This window comes from Microbacterium sp. LWH12-1.2 (assembly GCF_040675825.1).
Lineage (GTDB): Bacteria > Actinomycetota > Actinomycetes > Actinomycetales > Microbacteriaceae > Microbacterium.
Genome location: NZ_JBEGIJ010000001.1, coordinates 756341 through 775984 on the forward strand (window position 1 = coordinate 756341; position 19644 = coordinate 775984).

The 19644-nt window shown below is 67.3% G+C and carries 17 protein-coding genes and 1 riboswitch; of the genes, 10 read left to right on the forward strand and 7 right to left on the reverse strand.

Translation table 11 applies throughout. The annotated features are described in order from the left end of the window. Positions 1-32 precede the first annotated feature (32 nt). Positions 33-1037, reverse strand: a complete 1005-nt coding sequence (locus MRBLWH12_RS03475) for an isopenicillin N synthase family dioxygenase (protein ID WP_363546153.1) — start codon at positions 1035-1037, stop codon at positions 33-35. A gap of 126 nt (positions 1038-1163) precedes the next feature. Between MRBLWH12_RS03475 and efeU the strand changes: the two genes are divergently transcribed. Genes efeU through efeB form a run of 3 tightly spaced genes read left to right on the forward strand, consistent with a single transcriptional unit; the run spans position 1164 to position 4665 of the window. Then, the gene (gene efeU, locus MRBLWH12_RS03480; protein WP_341975112.1) at positions 1164-2111 is read left to right on the forward strand and encodes an iron uptake transporter permease EfeU; all 948 of its coding nucleotides are present in this window, start codon (positions 1164-1166) and stop codon (positions 2109-2111) included. Beyond that, positions 2108-3340, forward strand: a complete 1233-nt coding sequence (gene efeO / locus MRBLWH12_RS03485) for an iron uptake system protein EfeO (protein WP_363546156.1) — start codon at positions 2108-2110, stop codon at positions 3338-3340. Before efeU ends, efeO begins: the two co-directional genes overlap by 4 nt. Before the next feature lie 14 nt (positions 3341-3354). Then, complete coding sequence (efeB, locus tag MRBLWH12_RS03490) at positions 3355-4665, forward strand: iron uptake transporter deferrochelatase/peroxidase subunit (RefSeq protein WP_363546159.1); 1311 nt, start codon at positions 3355-3357, stop codon at positions 4663-4665. On the opposite strand, the gene MRBLWH12_RS03495 is transcribed toward efeB, so the two are convergent. Continuing rightward, positions 4638-5798 carry an acyltransferase family protein gene (locus MRBLWH12_RS03495; RefSeq protein ID WP_363546162.1) on the reverse strand — a complete coding sequence of 387 codons (1161 nt, stop codon included), beginning with the start codon at positions 5796-5798 and terminating at the stop codon, positions 4638-4640. The genes efeB and MRBLWH12_RS03495 overlap by 28 nt on opposite strands. A gap of 112 nt (positions 5799-5910) precedes the next feature. On the opposite strand from MRBLWH12_RS03495, the gene MRBLWH12_RS03500 reads away from it, so the two are divergent. The 3 genes from MRBLWH12_RS03500 (at position 5911) to MRBLWH12_RS03510 (ending at position 8623) form a co-directional block, all read left to right on the forward strand. Next, on the forward strand, positions 5911-7137 hold the full coding sequence (locus MRBLWH12_RS03500; RefSeq protein WP_363546165.1) for an LLM class flavin-dependent oxidoreductase: 1227 nt from the start codon (positions 5911-5913) through the stop codon (positions 7135-7137). Beyond that, positions 7137-7781 carry an FMN reductase gene (locus MRBLWH12_RS03505; protein ID WP_363546168.1) on the forward strand — a complete coding sequence of 215 codons (645 nt, stop codon included), beginning with the start codon at positions 7137-7139 and terminating at the stop codon, positions 7779-7781. Before MRBLWH12_RS03500 ends, MRBLWH12_RS03505 begins: the two co-directional genes overlap by 1 nt. Before the next feature lie 92 nt (positions 7782-7873). Beyond that, complete coding sequence (locus MRBLWH12_RS03510; protein WP_363546171.1) at positions 7874-8623, forward strand: SDR family oxidoreductase; 750 nt, start codon at positions 7874-7876, stop codon at positions 8621-8623. 43 nt (positions 8624-8666) lie between these two features. Here MRBLWH12_RS03510 and MRBLWH12_RS03515 read toward each other — a convergent pair whose 3' ends face one another. The 3 genes from MRBLWH12_RS03515 to MRBLWH12_RS03525 all read right to left on the reverse strand — a co-directional run bounded on the left by MRBLWH12_RS03515 (position 8667) and on the right by MRBLWH12_RS03525 (position 11265). Beyond that, positions 8667-9101, reverse strand: coding sequence for a 6,7-dimethyl-8-ribityllumazine synthase (locus tag MRBLWH12_RS03515; protein ID WP_363546174.1), 435 nt, complete (start codon positions 9099-9101; stop codon positions 8667-8669). A 12-nt stretch (positions 9102-9113) separates the two neighbouring features. Then, positions 9114-9257, reverse strand: a riboswitch (FMN riboswitch). Positions 9258-9280: 23 nt separating this feature from the next. Next, positions 9281-9982 (reverse strand): response regulator, encoded by a 702-nt coding sequence (locus MRBLWH12_RS03520; protein WP_363546177.1) that lies wholly within the window; start codon positions 9980-9982, stop codon positions 9281-9283. Beyond that, positions 9979-11265, reverse strand: a complete 1287-nt coding sequence (locus MRBLWH12_RS03525) for a sensor histidine kinase (RefSeq protein ID WP_363546180.1) — start codon at positions 11263-11265, stop codon at positions 9979-9981. The genes MRBLWH12_RS03520 and MRBLWH12_RS03525 overlap by 4 nt, the downstream gene beginning before the upstream one ends. 147 nt (positions 11266-11412) lie before the next feature. On the opposite strand from MRBLWH12_RS03525, the gene MRBLWH12_RS03530 reads away from it, so the two are divergent. Beyond that, complete coding sequence (locus tag MRBLWH12_RS03530; RefSeq protein ID WP_341978450.1) at positions 11413-12852, forward strand: cation:dicarboxylate symporter family transporter; 1440 nt, start codon at positions 11413-11415, stop codon at positions 12850-12852. A gap of 68 nt (positions 12853-12920) precedes the next feature. On the opposite strand, the gene MRBLWH12_RS03535 is transcribed toward MRBLWH12_RS03530, so the two are convergent. Both MRBLWH12_RS03535 and MRBLWH12_RS03540 read right to left on the reverse strand, forming a co-directional pair. Then, complete coding sequence (locus MRBLWH12_RS03535) at positions 12921-13100, reverse strand: DUF5302 domain-containing protein (RefSeq protein ID WP_102191886.1); 180 nt, start codon at positions 13098-13100, stop codon at positions 12921-12923. A 39-nt stretch (positions 13101-13139) separates the two neighbouring features. After that, complete coding sequence (locus MRBLWH12_RS03540; protein WP_363546184.1) at positions 13140-13724, reverse strand: DedA family protein; 585 nt, start codon at positions 13722-13724, stop codon at positions 13140-13142. A 155-nt stretch (positions 13725-13879) separates the two neighbouring features. Here MRBLWH12_RS03540 and MRBLWH12_RS03545 point away from each other — a divergent pair, with 155 nt between their 5' ends. From MRBLWH12_RS03545 to MRBLWH12_RS03555, 3 genes are all read left to right on the forward strand, one after another. After that, positions 13880-15805 (forward strand): GDSL-type esterase/lipase family protein, encoded by a 1926-nt coding sequence (locus tag MRBLWH12_RS03545; protein WP_363546187.1) that lies wholly within the window; start codon positions 13880-13882, stop codon positions 15803-15805. Positions 15806-16097: 292 nt separating this feature from the next. Then, complete coding sequence (locus MRBLWH12_RS03550; protein ID WP_341975100.1) at positions 16098-18386, forward strand: polyribonucleotide nucleotidyltransferase; 2289 nt, start codon at positions 16098-16100, stop codon at positions 18384-18386. 219 nt (positions 18387-18605) lie between these two features. Then, a complete protein-coding gene (locus MRBLWH12_RS03555; protein WP_341975099.1) occupies positions 18606-19634 on the forward strand; it encodes an aldo/keto reductase in 1029 nt (342 codons plus the stop codon). Positions 19635-19644 lie beyond the last annotated feature (10 nt).

Here is a 19644-nt window from a genome sequence, read left to right on the forward strand (position 1 = left end):
CGTGCCGTTGGCCGAAGAGTTCCGCCAGTGGGTCAGGACACCACGCCGACGAGATCCGCGTGGTGGATGGCCGCAACGTCCGGATGCGCACGCAGGCGCGACTTCAGGGCGTTCTCGCCGTAGAGCGCGTGGATGGGGTTGCTCGGATCCTGGGTGACCCCGTTCGCGTCCGCGGCGAGGTCGGCAGGCAGCTCGATGAGCGGGAGACGCTGATCCAGCGCCGGGTTGAAGAAGAACGGGATCGAGATGCGCTCATCCGGTGCCTGGGGCGAGACGACCCGATGGTTCGTCGCCTTGAGATAGCCGCCGGTGGCGTATTCGAGAAGCTCCCCGATGTTCACCACGAACGCGCCGGGAACGGGCGGGGCATCCACCCAGGTGCCATCGCGCTCGACCTGGAGCCCACCCTTGCCCGGCTCGACCCAGAGCAGGGTCAGCACGCCCGAGTCCTTGTGCGCGCCGACGCCCTGCCGCGGTTCGGGCGCCTCGGTTCCGGGGTAGCGCACGATCTTGATGAGCGTGGAGGGCTCGCCGAAGTGCTCGTCGAAGTACGACTCCGCAGCTCCCAGAGCGAGTGCCCAGGCTCGGAGAAGTTTGCGGGCGACTTCGGAGAGGGTCTCGTGCCATTCGTCGACGATCTCACGCAGCTCGGGCTGCGCCGCCGGCCAGAGGTTCGGCCCGATCAGCCGGTTGAACGCGGGTCCGTCGCTGACGGGCTCGCGCTCCGAGCCGATGTCGATCTGTTCGCGCCAATCGACCTTCCCCTGCGTGCGCTCGCCGCCGATACGGGTGTAGCCGCGGAAGTGGGGGCTCTTCACGTTCTCGATCGCGAGCTTCTCGGATTCCGGGAGGGCGAAGAAGTCGAGCGCTGCGCGGTGCAGTCGTGCCTCCAGCTCGGGGGAGATGCCGGTACCCGTGAGATAGAAGAAGCCGACGTCATGGGTCGCTGTCCGCAGATCCTGACGGAAGCGGGCAGCAGCTTCCGGGCCTTCGTCGAGCTGGGACAGGTCGAGGATGGGGAGCGAGAGTTCAGACATGACCCGAGGTTAGATCCGGTTGGGGGATGCCGCGAACAGTGTTGCGTCGCGTTACCGGCGGGGTGATAAAGTCTCAGAGGTAAGGGATGCCTTACCTCTGTTCATAGACTGAGAGTCATCCTTTCCGTGCTCGCCACATTCCTGATCGGCCTTCGCGAAGGCTTGGAAGCCGCGCTCGTCGTCGGCATCCTCATCGCCTACCTCCGTCGACTCGGCCGCGCCGATGCGCTCCCGCGGTTGTGGATCGGCATCGGCCTCGCCGTCGCGCTGGCGCTCGGGATCGGTGCCGTGCTCACCTTCGGCGACTACGCACTGACGTTCGAGGCCCAGGAGCTCGTCGGCGGAGGTCTCTCGCTGCTCGCCGTCGGCATGGTCACCTGGATGATCTTCTGGATGCAGCGCGCCGGCCGCACCATGAAGGCGACGCTCGAGGGCGGCATCGACCGCGCCCTCACCCGGGGCGGCCTGTGGGCTCTCATTGCGATCGGCTTCGTCTCGGTCGCGAGGGAGGGCATCGAGACGACGCTGTTGCTGTGGTCCATGGTGCAGTCTTTCGGAGACGCACCGACAGCATTGCTCGGTGCGCTGCTCGGCCTCGCCACCGCGGTCATCGCCGGTTGGTTGATCACGCGCGGCGCCGTGCGACTGGACCTGCGCCGGTTCTTCTCCTGGACCGGCGGATTCCTGGTCATCGTCGCCGCGGGAGTCCTCGCCTACGCTGTGATGGATCTGCAGGAGGCCGGCGCACTTCCCGGTCCCTTCACGGCCATCGCGCCGCTGGATCCGACGACGGGAGCGGTCGCCGTCGGGTGGTCGGCGATCCCGTTCGGCTGGTCTTTCGATGTCGCTTCGACCATCGCACCGGACAGCGCATGGGCTGCGATCCTGCAGGCGACGGTCGGGTTCATGCCCGCGATGACCTGGCTGCAGGTCATCGCCTGGGCGCTCTACGTCGGCATCGTCGGATTCTTCTACGTTCGCGGTCTCCGCGGGCGGCGTCCATCCCGCTCGCGTCCGGTGGCGGAACCACGCCAGGACGAGACCCTTCATCTTTCACAACAAGGAGCAGCATGATCTCTTCACGCCGAATCATCGGTGCACTCGCGGTCGCCGGCGCCGGAGCGCTCGTTCTGAGCGGATGCGTCGCGAAGAGCGACGTCGATGCCGCAGCAGCCTTCACGGTGTCCTCCACCGATGGTGAGTGCGCGGTCTCCGCGGCGACGGCGAAGAGCGGCACCCTGACCTTCGAGGTCTCCAACGACAGCAGCAAAATCTCGGAGTTCTACCTGCTCGCCGAGGACGGCCTGCGTATCGTCGGCGAGGTCGAGAACATCGCACCGTCGGCATCCCGTACGCTCACCGTCGTCGCGCAGCCGGGGGAGTACTTCACCCTCTGCAAGCCCGGCATGATCGGGGAGGGCGTCGGCAAGGCGTCGTTCACCGTCACCGGGGACCGCGTCGCCGTCGACGGACCGGATGCCGAGCTGAAGCAGCAGGCGGTCGACCTCTACGCGGCGTTCGTCAAGGACCAGGTCGGGCAGCTTGTGCCCACGGTCGAGGATTTCGTCGCCGCGTACGTGGCCGGCGACGATGAGACCGCACGCGCACTCTTCCCGCAGACCCGCGCGTTCTACGAGCGCATCGAGCCCGTCGCGGAGGCGCTCGGCGACCTCGACCCGCGAATCGACTACCGCGAGGTGGACGCGGTCGCGGAGGAGCTCGATTGGACCGGCTTCCACCGCATCGAGAAGGACCTGTGGGTGCCGGCGCAGGACGCGTTGAACGCCGATGGAGAGACGCCGGCGTGGCAGGATTGGGCACCGTCTACTCCGGAGCAGCGCTCCGAGTTCGGTGACCTGCTTCTCGCCGACGTGCAGGAGCTCTTCTCCTACGTCCACTCCGACGACTTCACCACCGCGCTGGATGATCAGGGCATCGCCGGAATCTCGAACGGCGCGATCGCGCTGCTCGATGAGGTCGCGACGGGAAAGATCTCGGGCGAGGAGGACTGGTGGTCCGGCACCGACCTCTACGACTTCGCGGCGAATGTCGAGGGGTCCAAGATGGCGTTCTCCTTGGTGCAGGACTTCGCCGCCGCGCAGGGCGACGACGGTGCGGCGCTGGTCGAGAAGATCGAGGCCGGCTACGCGCAGCTCGAAGCGGCGCTCGCAGCCCACGGCTCGCTGGCTGAGGGCTTCGTCGGGTACGCCGAACTCACCGACCCCGACAAGCGCCAGTTCACCGATCTGATCAACGCCCTCGCCGAGCCGCTGTCGCAGCTGACCGGCACGGTGCTGTCCTGATCCGGGATACCCCCATGACTGAGTCAGAAGCGGATGCGGCGGCGGTGCCGGCCTCCGTCGGCGACACCGCGGCATCCGCACCCTCGGGCCTGAGCAGGCGCGGCCTGCTCGGCCTCGCGATCGGCGGGGGCGTCGCCGGTCTTGCGATCGGAACGGGGGCGGGTCTCGCCGGCGGAGTCGCCCTCGGACGCGCGCGGGAGAGCGCCGATGCGCAGAGCGCGTTCGACTTCTTCGGTGCGCATCAGGCGGGCATCACCACGCCGGTGCAGGACCACCTGCATTTCGCGGCGTTCGACATGATGCCGCGAAGCGACCGCGACGACCTCAAGTCGCTGCTGCAGGACTGGACCTATGCGGCATCGAGGATGACGCAGGGTCTGGAGGTCAGCGCCACCGGTGCGGTCGGCGGTCCCGCCGAGCAGCCGCCTGAGGATACCGGCGAGGCGCTGGGGCTGCCCGCGGCCGGGCTGACCATCACCTTCGGCTTCGGCCCGGGTCTGTTCGAGAACGCGGACGGCGATCGCTACGGCATCGCCGCCCAGCGCCCGGCGACTCTCGAGAAGCTGCCGCCGTTTCTCGGTGACGACCTCGACCCCGAGCTGTCGAACGGCGATCTCTGCATCCAGGCATGCGCCGACGACCCGCAGGTGGCCGTGCACGCGATCCGCAACCTCAGCCGCATCGCCTTCGGGCGGGCGCGGTTGCGCTGGTCGCAGCTCGGCTTCGGCAAGACCTCGCGCACGACCTCAGCGCAGGCGACGCCCCGCAATCTCTTCGGCTTCAAGGACGGCACGGCGAACATCCTCGCGGATGACGCTGCGGCGCTCGAGGATCACGTCTGGGTCGCCGAATCTGACGAACCCGCCTGGATGGCCGGTGGCTCGTATCTCGTCGCCCGGAAGATCGCGATGCTGATCGAGACGTGGGACCGGGTTCGACTCGCCGAGCAGCACTCCATCATCGGCCGCGACAAGGGCGCAGGAGCACCGCTGTCCGGCGGAGGCGAGTTCACCGCGCCAGACTTCAGCGGAACGGCGATCGACGCGAACAGCCATGTCCGGCTTGCTCATCCTGAGCAGAACGACGGCATCCGCATCCTTCGCCGCGGCTACAACTACGTCGACGGGAACAACAACCTCGGCCGGCTCGACGCGGGCCTGTTCTTCCTCTCCTACCAGCGGGATCCGTCCCAGTTCGTGTCACTCCAGCGTCGGCTGTCGACAGACGTGCTGAACGAGTACATCCGACATGTCGGCTCGGGGATCTGGGCCGTCCCAGCCGGCGCGAAACCGGGATCCTACGTCGGAGCCGAGCTCTTCGACTGAGGCGGAGCAGGGCGACGGGAACCGGTCGGGTCGTTTCTGCGTCCCTCGCGCGAGGCGAGCCGGGGATCTGAGAAGAGCCATGTGGGGCGGGGTTCCACGAGAGGCCGGAACAGCCACCGTACCGGTCTCGTGGCGAGGGCCAGGGCGATCAGCACCGAGAGGAGTGCGACCACCGGCAACCAGATCCAGGTCGGGTCGAGGTCGCGCAGGATCCCGGTTTCGCGGAACGGGTACAGCACGAAGGAGTGCAGCAGGAAGACGTACATCGTGTACTGCCCGAACGGCGTCCACCAGTGTGTTCCGCGCGGAATCAGGGCGAAGAACGCCGCGCTGAGGACGACGGCGAGGAGCATCAGCGCGATGCGCAGGCCGCCGGCCCACCACTGCTCGCCGCCGAGATCCGCATACGAGTCCTCGTAGAAGAGCCAGTGCCGCAGATCGATCGTCTGCCAGAGCGGAAGCCACGTCCACGCCGCCCAGCCGGTCGCAGCGAGCACGGCGACTGCGGCGACACGCACCCACCAGGGCCGGAAATCCAGCAACCGCATCCTGGCCACGATGTCGTGCTCGCGCAGCCACCAGCCGAATGCGAAGAAGGGCAGGAGGCCGAGGGTGCGCGAGAGCGAGAAAGTGCTGTCGACATTGGGCAGGTACCCGACGCCGATCGAGATGGCGACCGTCCACACCAACGGCCAGCGCAGGAGTGCGAGATAGGGGAGGACCAGGCGGAAGATCCCCAGCGCGAGCAGGAACCACAGCGTCCAGGACGGCCGCGTGATGTTCGGGTCGGCCTGCCCCTCGACGAGCCACTTCGTGAGTGTCCAGAGCAATTCGAAGATCATGTAGGGCACGAGGATGTCCGTGATCACCCTGGCCATCTGGGTCTTGGTCGGCGACGTGGACTTGGAGAAGTATCCGGAGATGATCGCGAATGCCGGCATGTGGAACGCGTACAACGTGAGGTAGAACGCGAAAGCGATGTCCGAGTCGTAGATCAGCCGCTGGACGGCATGGCCGAGAACCACGAGAACGATGCAGGCGTAGCGGGCGTTGTCCCAGAAAGGCACCCGGCGTCGCGGCTTCTGGATCGATCCGGTGATCGGACGACCGGAGTCTGCGTCAGCGCTGCTCATCCTTCGAGGCTACCGCCCGGGAATAAAGTTGCCAGGATCGCGTTGTCACAGATACATTCAAGTGAATAGAAACGGATGCCGAGTCATCCGCTTCGGGAAAGATGGAGTAATCATGAGCGAGCAGTCGGGCGCACACGCGATGCAGTTCGGCATCATGTCGGTCAGCGACATCACCCGCGACCCCGTGACCGGCGTGACGCCGAGCGAGCAGGAGCGGATCAAGGCCACGATGGCCATCGCCAAGCACAGCGAAGAAGTGGGTCTCGACGTCTTCGCCATCGGTGAGCATCACAACCCGCCGTTCTGGTCGTCCAGCCCTTCGACGTTCCTCGCTGCACTCGCGGCGCAGACCGAGCGGCTCATCGTCTCCACGTCGACGACGCTCATCACGACGAATGACCCGGTGCGCATCGCGGAAGAGTACTCGATGCTGCAGCACGTCTCCGGCGGCCGGATGGATCTCATGCTCGGCCGCGGGAACACCGGCCCGGTGTACCCCTGGTTCGGTCAGGACATCCGCCAGGGCCTTCCGCTCGCCATCGAGAACTACGCGCTGCTGCACAAGCTGTGGCGTGAGGACGTCGTGGATTGGGAGGGCAAGTTCCGTACCTCGCTCCAGGGCTTCACGTCGACGCCTCGTCCGCTCGACGGTATCGCGCCGTTCGTCTGGCACGGATCCATCCGCACCCCGGAGATCGCAGAGCAGGCCGCGTACTACGGTGACGGCTTCTTCGCCAACAACATCTTCTGGCCGAAGGAGCACTACCAGCGCCTCATCGAGCTCTACCGTCAGCGCTACGCGCACTACGGCCATGGAACGCCAGAACAGGCGATCGTCGGCCTCGGCGGCCAGGTGTTCATGAGTGCGAAATCTCAGGATGCGGTGAACCAGTTCCGGCCGTTCTTCGACAACGCGCCGGTGTACGGTCACGGCCCGAGCATGGAGGACTTCACCGAGATGACCCCGTTGACGGTGGGATCGCCGCAGCAGGTCATCGACCGTTACGCCGCGATGCGCGAGCACTATGGCGACTACCAGCGGCAGCTGTTCCTCATCGATCACGCGGGCCTCCCGCTGAAGACGGTGCTCGAGCAGCTCGACATCCTCGGATCCGAGGTCGTTCCGGTGCTGCGCAAGGAGCTCGCGAAGGACCGCCCGGCGAACGTTCCGGATGCTCCGACCCACGCTGCCCGCGTCAAGGCGGAGTTCGGCGACGGACCGACCCGTCAGGCGCGCCCCGGTGCGAACCGCGGGGACAACCTCACCGGCGACTCGCCCTATCAGGACACCCCGGCGCCGGCCGGTGCGGCGTTCGGCCTCGGCCGGAAGGACGCCTGATGACCACTCGTCGTATCGCCGTCGTCTCGGCGGGACTCTCCAACCCGTCGTCCACCAGGATGCTGGCGGATCGGCTGGCCGCGGAGACGTTGAAGGCCCTCGCCGCTCACAACATCGAGGCGAGCGTGGACGTGATCGAGTTGCGCGATTACGCGCACGACATCACGAACAACATGCTCACCGGATTCGCGCCGCCCGCATTGGAGACCGCGATCAACACCGTGATCTCCGCGGATGCGCTGATCGCAGTCACGCCGATCTTCTCGACGAGCTACTCGGGCCTGTTCAAGTCGTTCATCGACGTGCTCGATCCGGACTCCCTCGTCGGCAAGCCGGTGCTGATCGGCGCGAATGCCGGGACCGCACGTCATTCCCTCGCGATCGACTACGCGATCCGTCCGCTGTTCGCATATCTGCACGCCGAGCCCGTCTCGACCGGTGTGTTCGCGGCGTCCAGCGATTGGGGCGGGGCGGGCGACGACGTCGCACCGCTCGCGAAGCGCGTCGAGAAGGGTGCACGAGAACTCGCCGACGCGATCGCGCGTCGACAGCCGAGCGTGGTCGTGGATCCTTACGATCCGTCGACCTATCTCGGCGAAGGTCGCTCGTTCGGACACATGCTGGGCGGTCTCGCAGGGGAGTGAGTCTGTCGACTGCGATTTCCTGACGCGCTCGGTACAGATCATGCTCGGTACGGGTTCAGAATGGACCGAGTACCCACATCGATCGGAGACGCATGGAGATCGCAGTCGCAGGCGGCACGGGCATCATCGGCACGGAGGTCGTGAGGGTGGCGCAGCAACGCGGCCACCGCGTCCGTGTGCTGACCAGGGGTAACCGCGTCGACGTGCGCAGCGGGTCGGGCCTGGACGCGGCGCTCGAGGGCACGGATGTCGTGGTCGACGCGCTCAGCGTCGTCACGCAGAGTGCCAGGACGTCGACGGATTTCTTCACCGCCACGACGGCGAAGCTGTTGGCCGCCGGACAGCGCGCAGGGGTCGGGCATCACGTGGCCCTCTCGATCGTCGGCGTCGATCGTGCACCCCACGCGTACTACGCAGGCAAGCTCGCGCAGGAACAGGCCGTGCAATCCGGCCAGACGCCCTGGACGATTCTGCGGGCGACGCAGTTCCACGACTTCGCGGCACAGATGCACCGACGCGCCGCTGTCGGGCCGCTGCATCTCGCGGTGCGGATGCGCACGCAGCCCGTTTCGGTCATCGAGGTCGCGCAGCGGCTCGTGGACCTCGCCGAAGCGGCACCGGCGGGTCGCGCGCGCGACCTCGCCGGCCCGCGTGAGGAGGATCTCGTCGAGATGATGAGGTCGTGGGCGCGCCACACCGGCCTCACCGGGTGGATGCCGGCGATCGCCCTTCCCGGCGCGTTCGGACGTGCGATGCGAGACGGCAGTCTGCTTCCCGATGATGATGCCGACCGGGGAACGGTGACGTTCTCGGACTGGCTCACCTCGCAGCCGCAGCGCTGATCACTGCGACGGTGTGTGAGCCGCCTGCATCGATCGGCCGGCTTCAGCCGATCGAGGACAGGCTCGCGAGGGTCTTCGCGACGGCATCCGCCAGTTCGCGGCCCTTCAGGTCGAAATGCCGGCCGAAGTAGTCCCGATGCTCCTGGTGCTCATGAAAGTGGTGCGGTGTGAGCACACCGGAGAACACGGGGACATCCGTCTCCAGCTGCACGCGCATCAGGGAGTCGACGACCGTGGATGCGACGAAGTCGTGACGGTAGATGCCGCCGTCCACCACGAGAGCGCAGGTCGCGATGGCGTCGTAGTCTCCGCTTCGCGCCAGCCGCTGCACGTGCAGGGGTATCTCGAAAGCACCGGGGACGCGGATCACCCGGACGTCTTCGAAGCCGAGCGACGCGAGCCGAGCGTCGAAGGATGCAACGGCCTGCTCCACGATCTCTGCGTGCCATTCGGCGGCGACGATGGCGATTCTGGACATGATGATCGTTCCTTTCGTCCTCTTCCATCCGGACTCTGACCGTCGGCCCCGGAATCGCACCAGGTCTGCAGGCTCCACCGTGGAGTCCGCTCGCGGGCTTCGCGGACGAGCCGCGTCACCGCCGGTGGGGAATCTCACCCCGCCCTGAGGACATACGGCACGAGATTACCAGTGCCGTTCTAGCGTGCCGGACCACTGCTCCGATTCCATCGGTACTCGGTCTCCGGGCGCCCGCGGGCGCCGTAGCGGGCCGAGCGGGCCAGGGTCCCCTCGGCGACAAGGTGCTCGAGGTAGCGTCGCGCCGCGACGCGCGACATGCCGAGCATCTCGCCGACCTCACTCGCCGAGAGCGCGTCGGAGGACCGCATCGCGGCAGTGATGCTCTCCAGAGAACCAGGGGACAGGCCTTTCGGGATCGGGATCGATCCGGTCGGCCTGGCTGCGCCGAGGAGAGCGTCGATCTCGGCCTGAGTCGCCTCTCCATCGGTCGACTGCGACTGCGCCCGGTAGACGCGATACTGCTCGAGGCGCTCTCGGAACGTCGCGAAGGTGAAGGGCTTCACCAGGTACTGGAAGACGCCGAGAGCAGCCATCTGACGCACGACTTCGGCATCTCTCACCCCGGTGATGGCGATGACGTCCACCGCGGCCGAGCGGGCGCGCAGTGTACGAAGGACGTCCAGGCCTGACCCGTCCGGCATCGTCATATCCAGGAGGACGAGATCGACCGGACGGCCGGCCGACTGGTCGAGCACGGCCGTCAGTGCCGCTCTGGCGCCTGTGCACTCGCCGACCACGGCGAACCCCGCGAGGCGTCCGATGTAGTCGCGGTGAAGTTCCAGGGTCAGGAGATCGTCGTCGACGAGAAGAGTGCGGATCATGCCTTCCTCCGGGCGGACGAGGCCGCGGGAAGCGAGATCAGGAACGTGGTCGGATCATCGGTGATCCGCACAGACCCGCCCGCCTCCGTGACGACCGATCGGACGAGCGCGAGTCCGACGCCGCGTCCCTGCACGCCGGACGGTTTCGTGGAGAAACCGTGGGTGAAGATCTGGTCGCGGAGACCCTCGGGCACTCCGGCGCCGCTGTCGGAGACTCCGATCAGCAACGAGCCCTCGTCGGTGCGGCTCAGGGACACCTCCACCCACCGATCGGAGGCCTCGGCGGCGGCATCCATGGCGTTGTCGATGAGGTTACCCAGCACCGAGACGCTGTCGACCGTGGAGAGCGATGAACGCGGGGCGTCAGGCGCGATCTGCGCACGCCAGTCGATGCCCCGCTCCTTGGCCTGAGACGCCTTGCCGAGCAGAAGTGCGCCGACGGCCGGGTCGCCGTGGCGGCGAGCGGTGACCTGGTCGACGAGGGACTGGCTCTGACGAGACGTCTCGGTGAGGATCTCGATCGCCTCCTCGGTGCGGCCGAGCTCCAGCAGCGCGACGGCCGTGTGCATCCGATTGCCATGCTCATGGGTCTGTGCGCGCAACGCCTCGCCGAGCGTCCGGATGGACTCGTAGGACGAAACGGCGTCCCGCAGCTGCCCGGGCGGGAGGTCGCCGGCGATGCGCCGTGTGAAGCGGCGGGCGAGCCACGCACCGATCACTCCGACCGCGAGCACGGACACAGCGATGCCGAGCGACAGCGGCAGGCGCCGCACCAGGGTCTCGGCGATCGATTCCACGGTCACGCCGGCAGCGACCCAGCCGAGCAGATCTCCGCCCTCCGTGGACAGGATCGGCACGATCGTCCGCACAGAGGGTCCGAGGGTGCCGGTGAACACCTCCGTGCGCGACGCGGGGGCTGCGGGAATCGTTCCCAGGTAATGACCGCCGATCTGGTCGGGGTCCGGGTGCGTGACGCGCACCCCGTCCGGCGTCATCACCGTGATGAAGTCGAGGCCGGCGGCGTCTGCCACGTCCAGGACGTACGGTTCGAGTGCACGCGTCGCCGCATCGAGGTCCCCGGCGGCGAGCGCGTCGATCGCGGCGGGTGATTCCGCGATCGCGATGGCCGTCGCACTCGTGACGCGTTCGGCCTCGGCGTGCGTCGCACGCTGCGCCTCGATCACCAGGAAGACGGCCACCAGGGCGCCCACCAGCACCCCGACGAGAAGCAGGACGATGAACACGCGAGACGCGGCGCTGCGAGCCTCGAAGGCGCGTGCCATCGCATCTCCTTCGGGTCGTGGCGGTTCGGTAGTGACCAATACGACCACAAATGGTGTCTCCGTGTGAAGCCCGTGACGCTGTTGTCTACCGTCAGCGATGCCGCAGGCGGTCATGTGACGAAGAAGTTCATGTTCAAGGAGGACACGATGGCCATTACGACGGGATTCTCTCTCCCCGGGTACAACTCACGGCGCGGCAAGCAGGCCTGGGATCGGCATACCTGGCTCTACGTCTCCGTGATCATCGCCGTCGTGCTCGGCGCGGCGGTGGGACTCATCTGGCCCGAGGTCGGCCAGAGCCTCGAGCCCATCGGCAAGGGCTTCGTCGCGCTGATCAAGATGATGATCGCGCCGATCATCTTCTGCACGATCGTCGTCGGGGTCGGCTCGATCGCCAAGGCCGCGACCGTCGGGAAGATCGGCGGCCTCGCGCTGCTGTACTTCATGGTGATGTCGACGTTCGCCCTCGCCATCGGCCTCCTGGTGGGCAACATCATCCACCCCGGCGCAGGACTCGATATGACCTCCTCCAGCTACGAGGCGGTGACGGGAGAGGCGAAGACCACTCAGGAGTTCATCCTCGGCATCATCCCGACCACCTTCTTCTCCGCGTTCACCGGGGAGAGCGTGCTCCAGGTGCTGTTCATCGCTCTGCTCGCCGGCTTCGCGCTGCAAGGACTCGGCGATCGCGGCGCCCCGATCATGGACGCGGTGAAGAACCTGCAGAAGCTGGTGTTCCGCATCCTCGGGATGATCCTCTGGCTGGCGCCCCTCGGCGCCTTCGGCGCCATCGCCGCCGTCGTCGGGAAGACCGGTATCGCGGCGATCTGGAGCCTCGGCATCCTCATGGTGGCGTTCTACGTCACCTGCATCCTCTTCATCGCCGTCGTCCTCGGAACCCTGCTCTGGGTCGTGACGCGCGTCAACATCCTCAGCCTCATGAAGTACCTCGCGCGGGAGTACCTGCTGATCGTCGGCACCTCGTCGTCGGAGTCGGCGCTGCCTCGACTCATCGCGAAGATGGAGCACATCGGGGTCTCGAAGCCGGTCGTGGGAATCACCGTCCCCACGGGGTACTCGTTCAACCTGGACGGCACGGCGATCTACCTCACGATGGCTTCGCTCTTCATCGCCACCGGGATGGGCCAGCCGATGTCGATCGGCGAGCAGATCGGCCTGCTGGTGTTCATGATCATCGCGAGCAAGGGCGCAGCCGGCGTCACCGGTGCGGGGCTTGCCACTCTTGCCGGAGGCCTCCAGGCCTACCGGCCCGACCTCGTGGACGGCGTCGGAGTGATCGTCGGCATCGACCGCTTCATGTCCGAGGGGCGCGCGCTGACGAACTTCACCGGCAACGCGGTCGCCACGCTGCTCATCGGCACGTGGACGAAGCAGATCGACCGTGATCGGGTACGGCAGGTGCTGAGCGGAGAGATCCCGTTCGACGAGTCGTCGCTCGACGGCGTCGACGAACACGGTATGTCGGACGAGCGTCAGGCCGTGGGCACACAGGAACTCAGCGAATCCGCACTGGCGGAGATGGCGGCGAAGGAACAGCGGGCGCGGCAGCGCGTCTCTGGGAACTGAGCAGCGCTCACCGATGTGGTGAAGGATGCGGGAGCAGGCGGACGCCTGCCCCCGCATCCTTCATGCGGTCAACCGCTCTTGCGTCGGAACTCGCGCCGCGTCTGCGGGGCGGCGGGCCCACCGTGCACGGCGGAATCGCCGTCGAGGTGTGCCTCGCCCTGCCGGTGGTGCGCGTTCTTCTTCTCGAGCGCTTCCTTGAACTTGCGCTTCATGTCCTCAGAGGAGGAGGCGCTTTCTTCGGTGCTCATGCTCGTCAGCCTATGTCACCGCGGCGGCCGGAGGGGAGATCACTTCCGCATCCGCCGGACGAACACATCGATCAGGAGGCCGATTCCGACGGCGACGACGATCGATGCGGGCACAGCCACGAGGGGCCCGCCGGGGATGATCGCGGCGACGGCTGCGCCGACCGATGCCTGATAGACGGCCCAGCCGGTCGCGGCGAGCGCGACGAGAGCCAGATAGCGCGGTGGGTGGATCCGTGACGCCCCCGCGACGAGATTGATCGCCAGCCGGGCGAACGGCACGAACCGTGCGGTGAAGAGCACCGTCGCCGTACCGGAGTCCAGGCGGCGCCTGGCCCAGTCCAGGGCCTGCTGCACGCGCGGCACTCGCATCCACCGCCAGCGCTCGGTACCGACTGCGCGTCCGATCAGATAGCACGCGACATCGCCGAGCGCGGCGGCGACCGCGGCGCAGGCGATCACCGCAGGCAACGGCGGCGCTCCGTTCGTCACGGACAGGGCGCCGAGCGCGGTGACCGCGATCTCGCCGGGGATGACGACGAAGAAGGCATCGCCGAGAACGAGGACGCTCATCAGGGCGAGCGCCCAGGGTCCGGTCATCAGTTCGGCGAGCGCATCGGTCGGCACATCGTCAACTGTGCGGGTTTCGGGTGAACGGGAACCAAAGAGGGGATAGCCGGTGACCGGCGCTCCAGCATCCGGTGAACATCTGGTGGTGGGGGCCGGTTCCGATGTTCCCGGCGCCGCGGCACCCGCATCCTGAGGATGTGAGAGTCGCGATCGTGACAGAGTCCTTCCTTCCCCACATGAATGGCGTCACCGGGTCGGTGCTGCAGATCCTGCGGCACCTCGAACGCACCGGTCACGACGCCCACGTGATCGCGCCGGTCGCCGCCGGCATCCCCACTGAGGTGAGCGGGGCGGTGATCGAGCCGATTCCGAGCCTCGCACTGCCCGGGTACCGCAATGTCCGTGTCGGCACGTCGCCCGCGCACCGCGTGGCTGCTTCACTGCGCCGCTTCCAGCCGGACGTCGTCCACCTGGCATCGCCGTTCGCGCTCGGGTGGCGCGGTGTCCTGGCCGCTGAGCGACTCGAGGTGGCGTCCGTCGCGGCGTATCAGACCGACGTCGCCGCGTACACCGAGCGATATCGGATAGCGGCGACCACCGGAATCGCGCAGACCCATATAGCGCGGCTGCATCGCCGGGCGACGCTCACGCTGGTGCCATCGGGGGAGTCCGCGCAGCAACTGGAACGGCTCGGTATCGATCGCATGCGCCGCTGGGGGCGCGGCGTCGATGCCGAACGGTTCCAGCCGAGCCGACGTTCCGGCGCGCTGCGATCGCAATGGCATGCCGAAGTGGTCGTCGGCTACGTCGGCCGGCTCGCTCCGGAGAAACAGGTGCAGGATCTCGCTGTGCTGCAGGGGATCCCCGGGGTGCGCCTCGTCATCGTCGGTGACGGACCGGCACGAGCGCAGCTCGAAGGCCTTCTGCCGCACGCCCGCTTCCTCGGCCACCTCGACGGCGATGCGCTCGCCGCAGCGATGGCGTCGTTCGACGTCTTCGTGCACCCGGGGGAGAGCGAGACTTTCGGACAGACACTCCAGGAAGCGCACGCGAGCGGTGTCCCGGTGGTGGCGACGGGCCGCGGCGGCCCGCTCGACCTTGTGCGCATGGGGATCGACGGATGGCTGTATCGCCCCGGAGACCTCGATGATCTGCGGATGCGGGTGACTGACCTCGTCGGCGATGCGCGGAAGCGGCGGGCATTCGGTGAAGCGGGCCGTATCGCCGTGCAGGGGCGGTCGTGGGCGAGCGTGTGCGATCAGTTGATCGGGCATTTCGAGGAGGCTCGTGCATTGCGACGAGTGGACACCGGCCTTCGCGCTCGCCGCGGAGTACGTCCGGAGCTCGCGACGGCGGCCGTACCGACACGGTGGCGGCGTTACGTCGCACTCGGTGATTCGTTGACCGAGGGCTTGTGCGATCCGGCGCCCGACGGGGCGTTGCGCGGATGGGCGGATCGCCTCGCCCTGTTGCTGGCGGCGCGCGGCGGTCTGCACTACGCCAATCTCGCCATCCGATCGAAGCGGGTCTCGGACGTCTGCGGTTCCCAACTCGAGCGCGCGCTCGAGTTGCGCCCTGACCTCGTCTCGATCCTGATCGGTGCCAACGATCTGGTGAAGTATCGCGTCGACATCACTGCGCTCGCTGCACGCCTCGAGGACGCGGTGTGCAGACTCCGCGCGATCGGAGCCGACGTCGTGCTGGTGACGCCGTTCCTGCCGGGGCGTCGTGCCGCCTCGATCTACACCGCGCGCTTCGCCGCCTTCGCGACCCTGCTCACGGGGATCGCCGCGCGCACCGGTGCGATCCTCATCGATACCGACCTGCATCCGTCGTTGGGGGATCGGCCGAACTGGGGCGAGGATCTCGTGCACCTCAGCAGCCGTGGGCACCGTTTCCTCGCCTATCGAGCCGGTGAGGTGCTCGGAGTCCCGCACGCTGACGCGCTCGGGGCGCTCGACGCGGTGCTGCACGAGCACGAGACGCTCAGTACCGGTCTGTGGTGGCGACGCCACGCGCTGCCCTGGGTGTGGCGTCGGCTGCATGGGCGCGCCGCCGGAGACGGGCGGGTCTCCAAGCACGACGACTATGTGTATCTCGGCCGCTCGCCCGCGCGGGAGGGCGTCGGCGTGCGCTGACCACTCCGCCACCGCCCGACAGCAGGATCTCGGGATCCCGCTGGTAGGGTGGATGCGGTTGCCTTCGGGCATCCGTCCAACTTCATATCGACTTACGGAGCGGACGGCGGAGAAGCTGGTCCCCTGTGGTGGGTTCCTCGGCAAACGGTGTCGGGTGGCTTTCTACTGGTGGCCAGCGCAGGCGAGATTCGCGGGACTGCCCGCGCGCCCATATCTGTCCGTTTCCGCTCCTTCTCGAACACGCTCGCGCGTCACACGGACTCGCGAGTCTAAACAAAGAAGGAGAGACCTCTTGGAAGGTCCTGAAATCACCGCCACCGAGGCCGTTCTCGACAACGGCCGCTTCGGCACCCGCACCATCCGCTTCGAGACCGGCCGCCTCGCGCAGCAGGCTCAGGGCGCCGTCGCCGCGTACCTCGACGACGAAACCATGCTCCTCTCGGCCACGAGCGCGGGCAAGCACCCGCGCGAGGGCTTCGACTTCTTCCCGCTGACGGTCGACGTCGAGGAGCGCTCCTACGCAGCCGGCAAGATCCCCGGCTCGTTCTTCCGCCGTGAGGGCCGTCCCTCCACCGAGGCGATCCTGGTCTGCCGTCTGATCGACCGTCCGCTGCGTCCGTCGTTCGTCGACGGCCTCCGCAACGAGGTCCAGATCGTCATCACGGTTCTCTCGATCGCTCCGGGCGAGTTCTACGACGCGCTCGCGATCAACGCGGCTTCGGCATCGACGCAGATCTCCGGTCTGCCGTTCTCCGGCCCCGTCGCCGGCGTTCGTCTGGCGTTCATCGCCGGTCAGGGCGAGCACGCCGATCAGTGGGTCGCGTTCCCGACCGCTGCGCAGGTCTCCGAGGCCGTGTTCGACCTGATCGTCGCCGGTCGCGTCGTCACGAAGGCCGATGGCACCGAAGACGTCGCGATCATGATGGTCGAGGCTGAGGCCACCGAGGGCAGCTGGAACCTGATCAAGGCCGGCGCCACCAAGCCGAACGAAGAGATCGTCGCTCAGGGCCTCGAGGCCTCGAAGCCGTTCATCGCGCAGCTCGTCAAGGCTCAGGCCGAACTGGCGGCAACGGCGTCGAAGGAGCCGGGTGTCTACCCGGTCTTCCTGCCGTACAGCGAAGAGGTCTACAACTTCGTCGCCGAGCGTTCCTACGACGACCTGGTCGGCGTCTACCAGATCGCCGACAAGAAGGAGCGCCAGAACGCGGATGACGCGATCAAGGACCGCGTTCGCGCCGAACTGATCGAGGCGACCGAGGCCGGCAACCTGCCTGCTGCGGCTCCGCTGGAGTTCTCCGCCGCGTACAAGTCGGTCACGAAGAAGATCGTCCGTGGGCGCATCCTCACCGAGAGCGTCCGCATCGACGGTCGCGGTCTGGCGGACATCCGTCCGCTCGACGCCGAGGTGCAGGTCATCCCGCGCGTGCACGGATCCGCGATCTTCCAGCGCGGCGAGACCCAGATCATGGGTGTCACCACGCTGAACATGCTCAAGATGGAGCAACAGATCGACTCGCTGTCCCCGACAACGAGCAAGCGCTACATGCACCACTACAACTTCCCGCCCTACTCGACCGGTGAGACCGGTCGAGTCGGTTCGCCGAAGCGTCGCGAGATCGGGCACGGCTTCCTCGCCGAGCGCGCCCTCGTGCCGGTGCTGCCCAGCCGCGAAGAGTTCCCGTACGCGATCCGTCAGGTGTCTGAGGCTCTCAGCTCCAACGGTTCGACGTCGATGGGCTCGGTCTGCGCGTCGACCCTGTCGCTGCTGAACGCGGGTGTGCCGCTGCGTGCTCCCGTCGCCGGCATCGCCATGGGCCTCGTCTCCGACGAGGTCGACGGTGAGACCCGCTACGCGGCGCTGACCGACATCCTGGGTGCGGAAGACGCTCTCGGTGACATGGACTTCAAGGTCGCGGGTACCGGTGAGTTCATCACCGCCATCCAGCTCGACACGAAGCTCGACGGCATCCCGACGTCTGTACTCGCCGGTGCGCTGACGCAGGCGCGCGATGCGCGTCTGACGATCCTCAACGTCCTGAACTCCGCGATCGACGCTCCTGACGAGATGGCGCCCACCGCGCCGCGCGTCATCAGCGTGCAGATCCCGGTCGACAAGATCGGCGAGCTGATCGGCCCGAAGGGCAAGACGATCAACGCGATCCAGGACGAGACCGGCGCGCAGATCTCCATCGAGGAGGACGGCACCGTCTACATCGGCGCGACCGATGGTCCGTCGGCCGAGGCCGCGCGTGCGCAGGTCAACGCGATCGCGAACCCGACCAACCCCGAGATCGGTGAGCAGTTCCTGGGTACGGTCGTCAAGATCGCCACCTTCGGTGCGTTCGTCTCCCTGCTTCCGGGCAAGGACGGCCTGCTCCACGTCACCGAGGTGCGCAAGCTCGCCGGTGGCAAGCGTGTGGAGAACGTCGACGACGTCCTCTCGGTCGGTCAGAAGATCCTCGTGAAGATCACGAAGATCGACGACCGCGGCAAGCTGTCCCTCGAGCCCGTCATCGACGAGGCTCCTGCGGCGGATGCTGCACCTGCTGAGGATGCTCCGGCTGAGGCGTCTGCCGAGTAAGCACTGACGTTCCACAGACCCGGGTTTCGGTCGGCAACGGCCGAAACCCGGGTCTTCGTCGTATCTGATGTGATCAAACCGTTATCGGAAGTTTTCGCGCCGTTCCCCGGATTGGACGGGACGTTCGCCGATCTCGCTTACCCTCGAAGTACGCACCGGGGGGTGCATTCGGTAGTACGCAAGCCGGGGTGAGACCCGGCTGACGCGGGGGTGAAGAGTATGCGGTTGTTCAGTGCAGGCCCAGGAGCCTCCACCGAGCGCGCACCGGAGCAGCTCTCCGAACATCCCTCGGCCCCGATTCCGGTGGTCGGTCCGGGCATCGGCGAGACCATTCGCGTGCCTCTGGGCGAGACCGGTTTCGAGACTTTCCCGATGATGCTGGGCGCCGCGGAGTTCGGCTGGAACGTCGATCTGGAGACCAGCCACGGCATCCTCGATCGCTACATCGAGTTCGGCGGCAACGCCATCCACACGGCCGACGGCTTCTCCGGAGGACGCAGCGAGCACATCATCGGCCAGTGGCTGCGATCGCGCGGCCACCGCGATCGCACGCTCCTCAGCGTGCGCATCGGCGCGCACGCCGACAATCCCGGCCTCGGCTCGGTGAACCTGGTCCGGGCCGTCGAGGGATCGCTCACGCGGCTTGGTGTCGAGCGCATCGACGTGCTCTACCTCGACGCGACGCTCGACGCGACCACGAACCTCGAGGACACCCTCGCGACGGTGGAGTGGCTCGTGGATGCCGGAAAGATCGGCGCCATCGGCGCCTTCGGTTTCGCGCCGGAGCGATTGGTCGAGGCGCGCATCCTGGCCGCCGCGGGCTACCCGCGCATCGAGGTGATCGACGCGCCATACAACCTGGTGCGCCGCCAGCCCTTCGAAGGAGACCTCCGTCTCGTCGCCGGTGCGCAGAATCTCGCGGTCACCCCGTCGCACGCGCTCGAGCACGGCTTCCTCTCCGGGCGTCACCGCCGCAAGGGCATGACATCGCAGGGGGTCAGAGGAGAGCAGCTGCGTGAACAGCTGAACCGCCGCGGTATCCGCATCCTTCGCGCGCTCGACCAGGTCGCGGGCGACCTCGGCGTGCCCGTGGCGGCCGTCTCGATCGCCTGGCTGCTCGCGCAGCGGACGATCGTCGCACCCATCGTGAACACCTTCGCGACCGACCATGTCGACGAGCTGATGCAAGGCGCGGGCGTCACCCTGTCACGCGCGCAGGTCGCCGATCTCAACCGCGTCGGGAACTGACGTCGCGTCA

Coding starts and splice junctions, on each gene's coding strand:
- MRBLWH12_RS03475 (WP_363546153.1), bottom strand. CDS start 1,037: ATGTCTGAACTCTCGCTCCCCATCCTCGACCTGTCCCAGCTCGACGAA.
- efeO (WP_363546156.1), top strand. CDS start 2,108: ATGATCTCTTCACGCCGAATCATCGGTGCACTCGCGGTCGCCGGCGCC.
- efeB (WP_363546159.1), top strand. CDS start 3,355: ATGACTGAGTCAGAAGCGGATGCGGCGGCGGTGCCGGCCTCCGTCGGC.
- MRBLWH12_RS03495 (WP_363546162.1), bottom strand. CDS start 5,798: ATGAGCAGCGCTGACGCAGACTCCGGTCGTCCGATCACCGGATCGATC.
- MRBLWH12_RS03500 (WP_363546165.1), top strand. CDS start 5,911: ATGAGCGAGCAGTCGGGCGCACACGCGATGCAGTTCGGCATCATGTCG.
- MRBLWH12_RS03505 (WP_363546168.1), top strand. CDS start 7,137: ATGACCACTCGTCGTATCGCCGTCGTCTCGGCGGGACTCTCCAACCCG.
- MRBLWH12_RS03510 (WP_363546171.1), top strand. CDS start 7,874: ATGGAGATCGCAGTCGCAGGCGGCACGGGCATCATCGGCACGGAGGTC.
- MRBLWH12_RS03515 (WP_363546174.1), bottom strand. CDS start 9,101: ATGTCCAGAATCGCCATCGTCGCCGCCGAATGGCACGCAGAGATCGTG.
- MRBLWH12_RS03520 (WP_363546177.1), bottom strand. CDS start 9,982: ATGATCCGCACTCTTCTCGTCGACGACGATCTCCTGACCCTGGAACTT.
- MRBLWH12_RS03525 (WP_363546180.1), bottom strand. CDS start 11,265: ATGGCACGCGCCTTCGAGGCTCGCAGCGCCGCGTCTCGCGTGTTCATC.
- MRBLWH12_RS03530 (WP_341978450.1), top strand. CDS start 11,413: ATGGCCATTACGACGGGATTCTCTCTCCCCGGGTACAACTCACGGCGC.
- MRBLWH12_RS03535 (WP_102191886.1), bottom strand. CDS start 13,100: ATGAGCACCGAAGAAAGCGCCTCCTCCTCTGAGGACATGAAGCGCAAG.
- MRBLWH12_RS03555 (WP_341975099.1), top strand. CDS start 18,606: ATGCGGTTGTTCAGTGCAGGCCCAGGAGCCTCCACCGAGCGCGCACCG.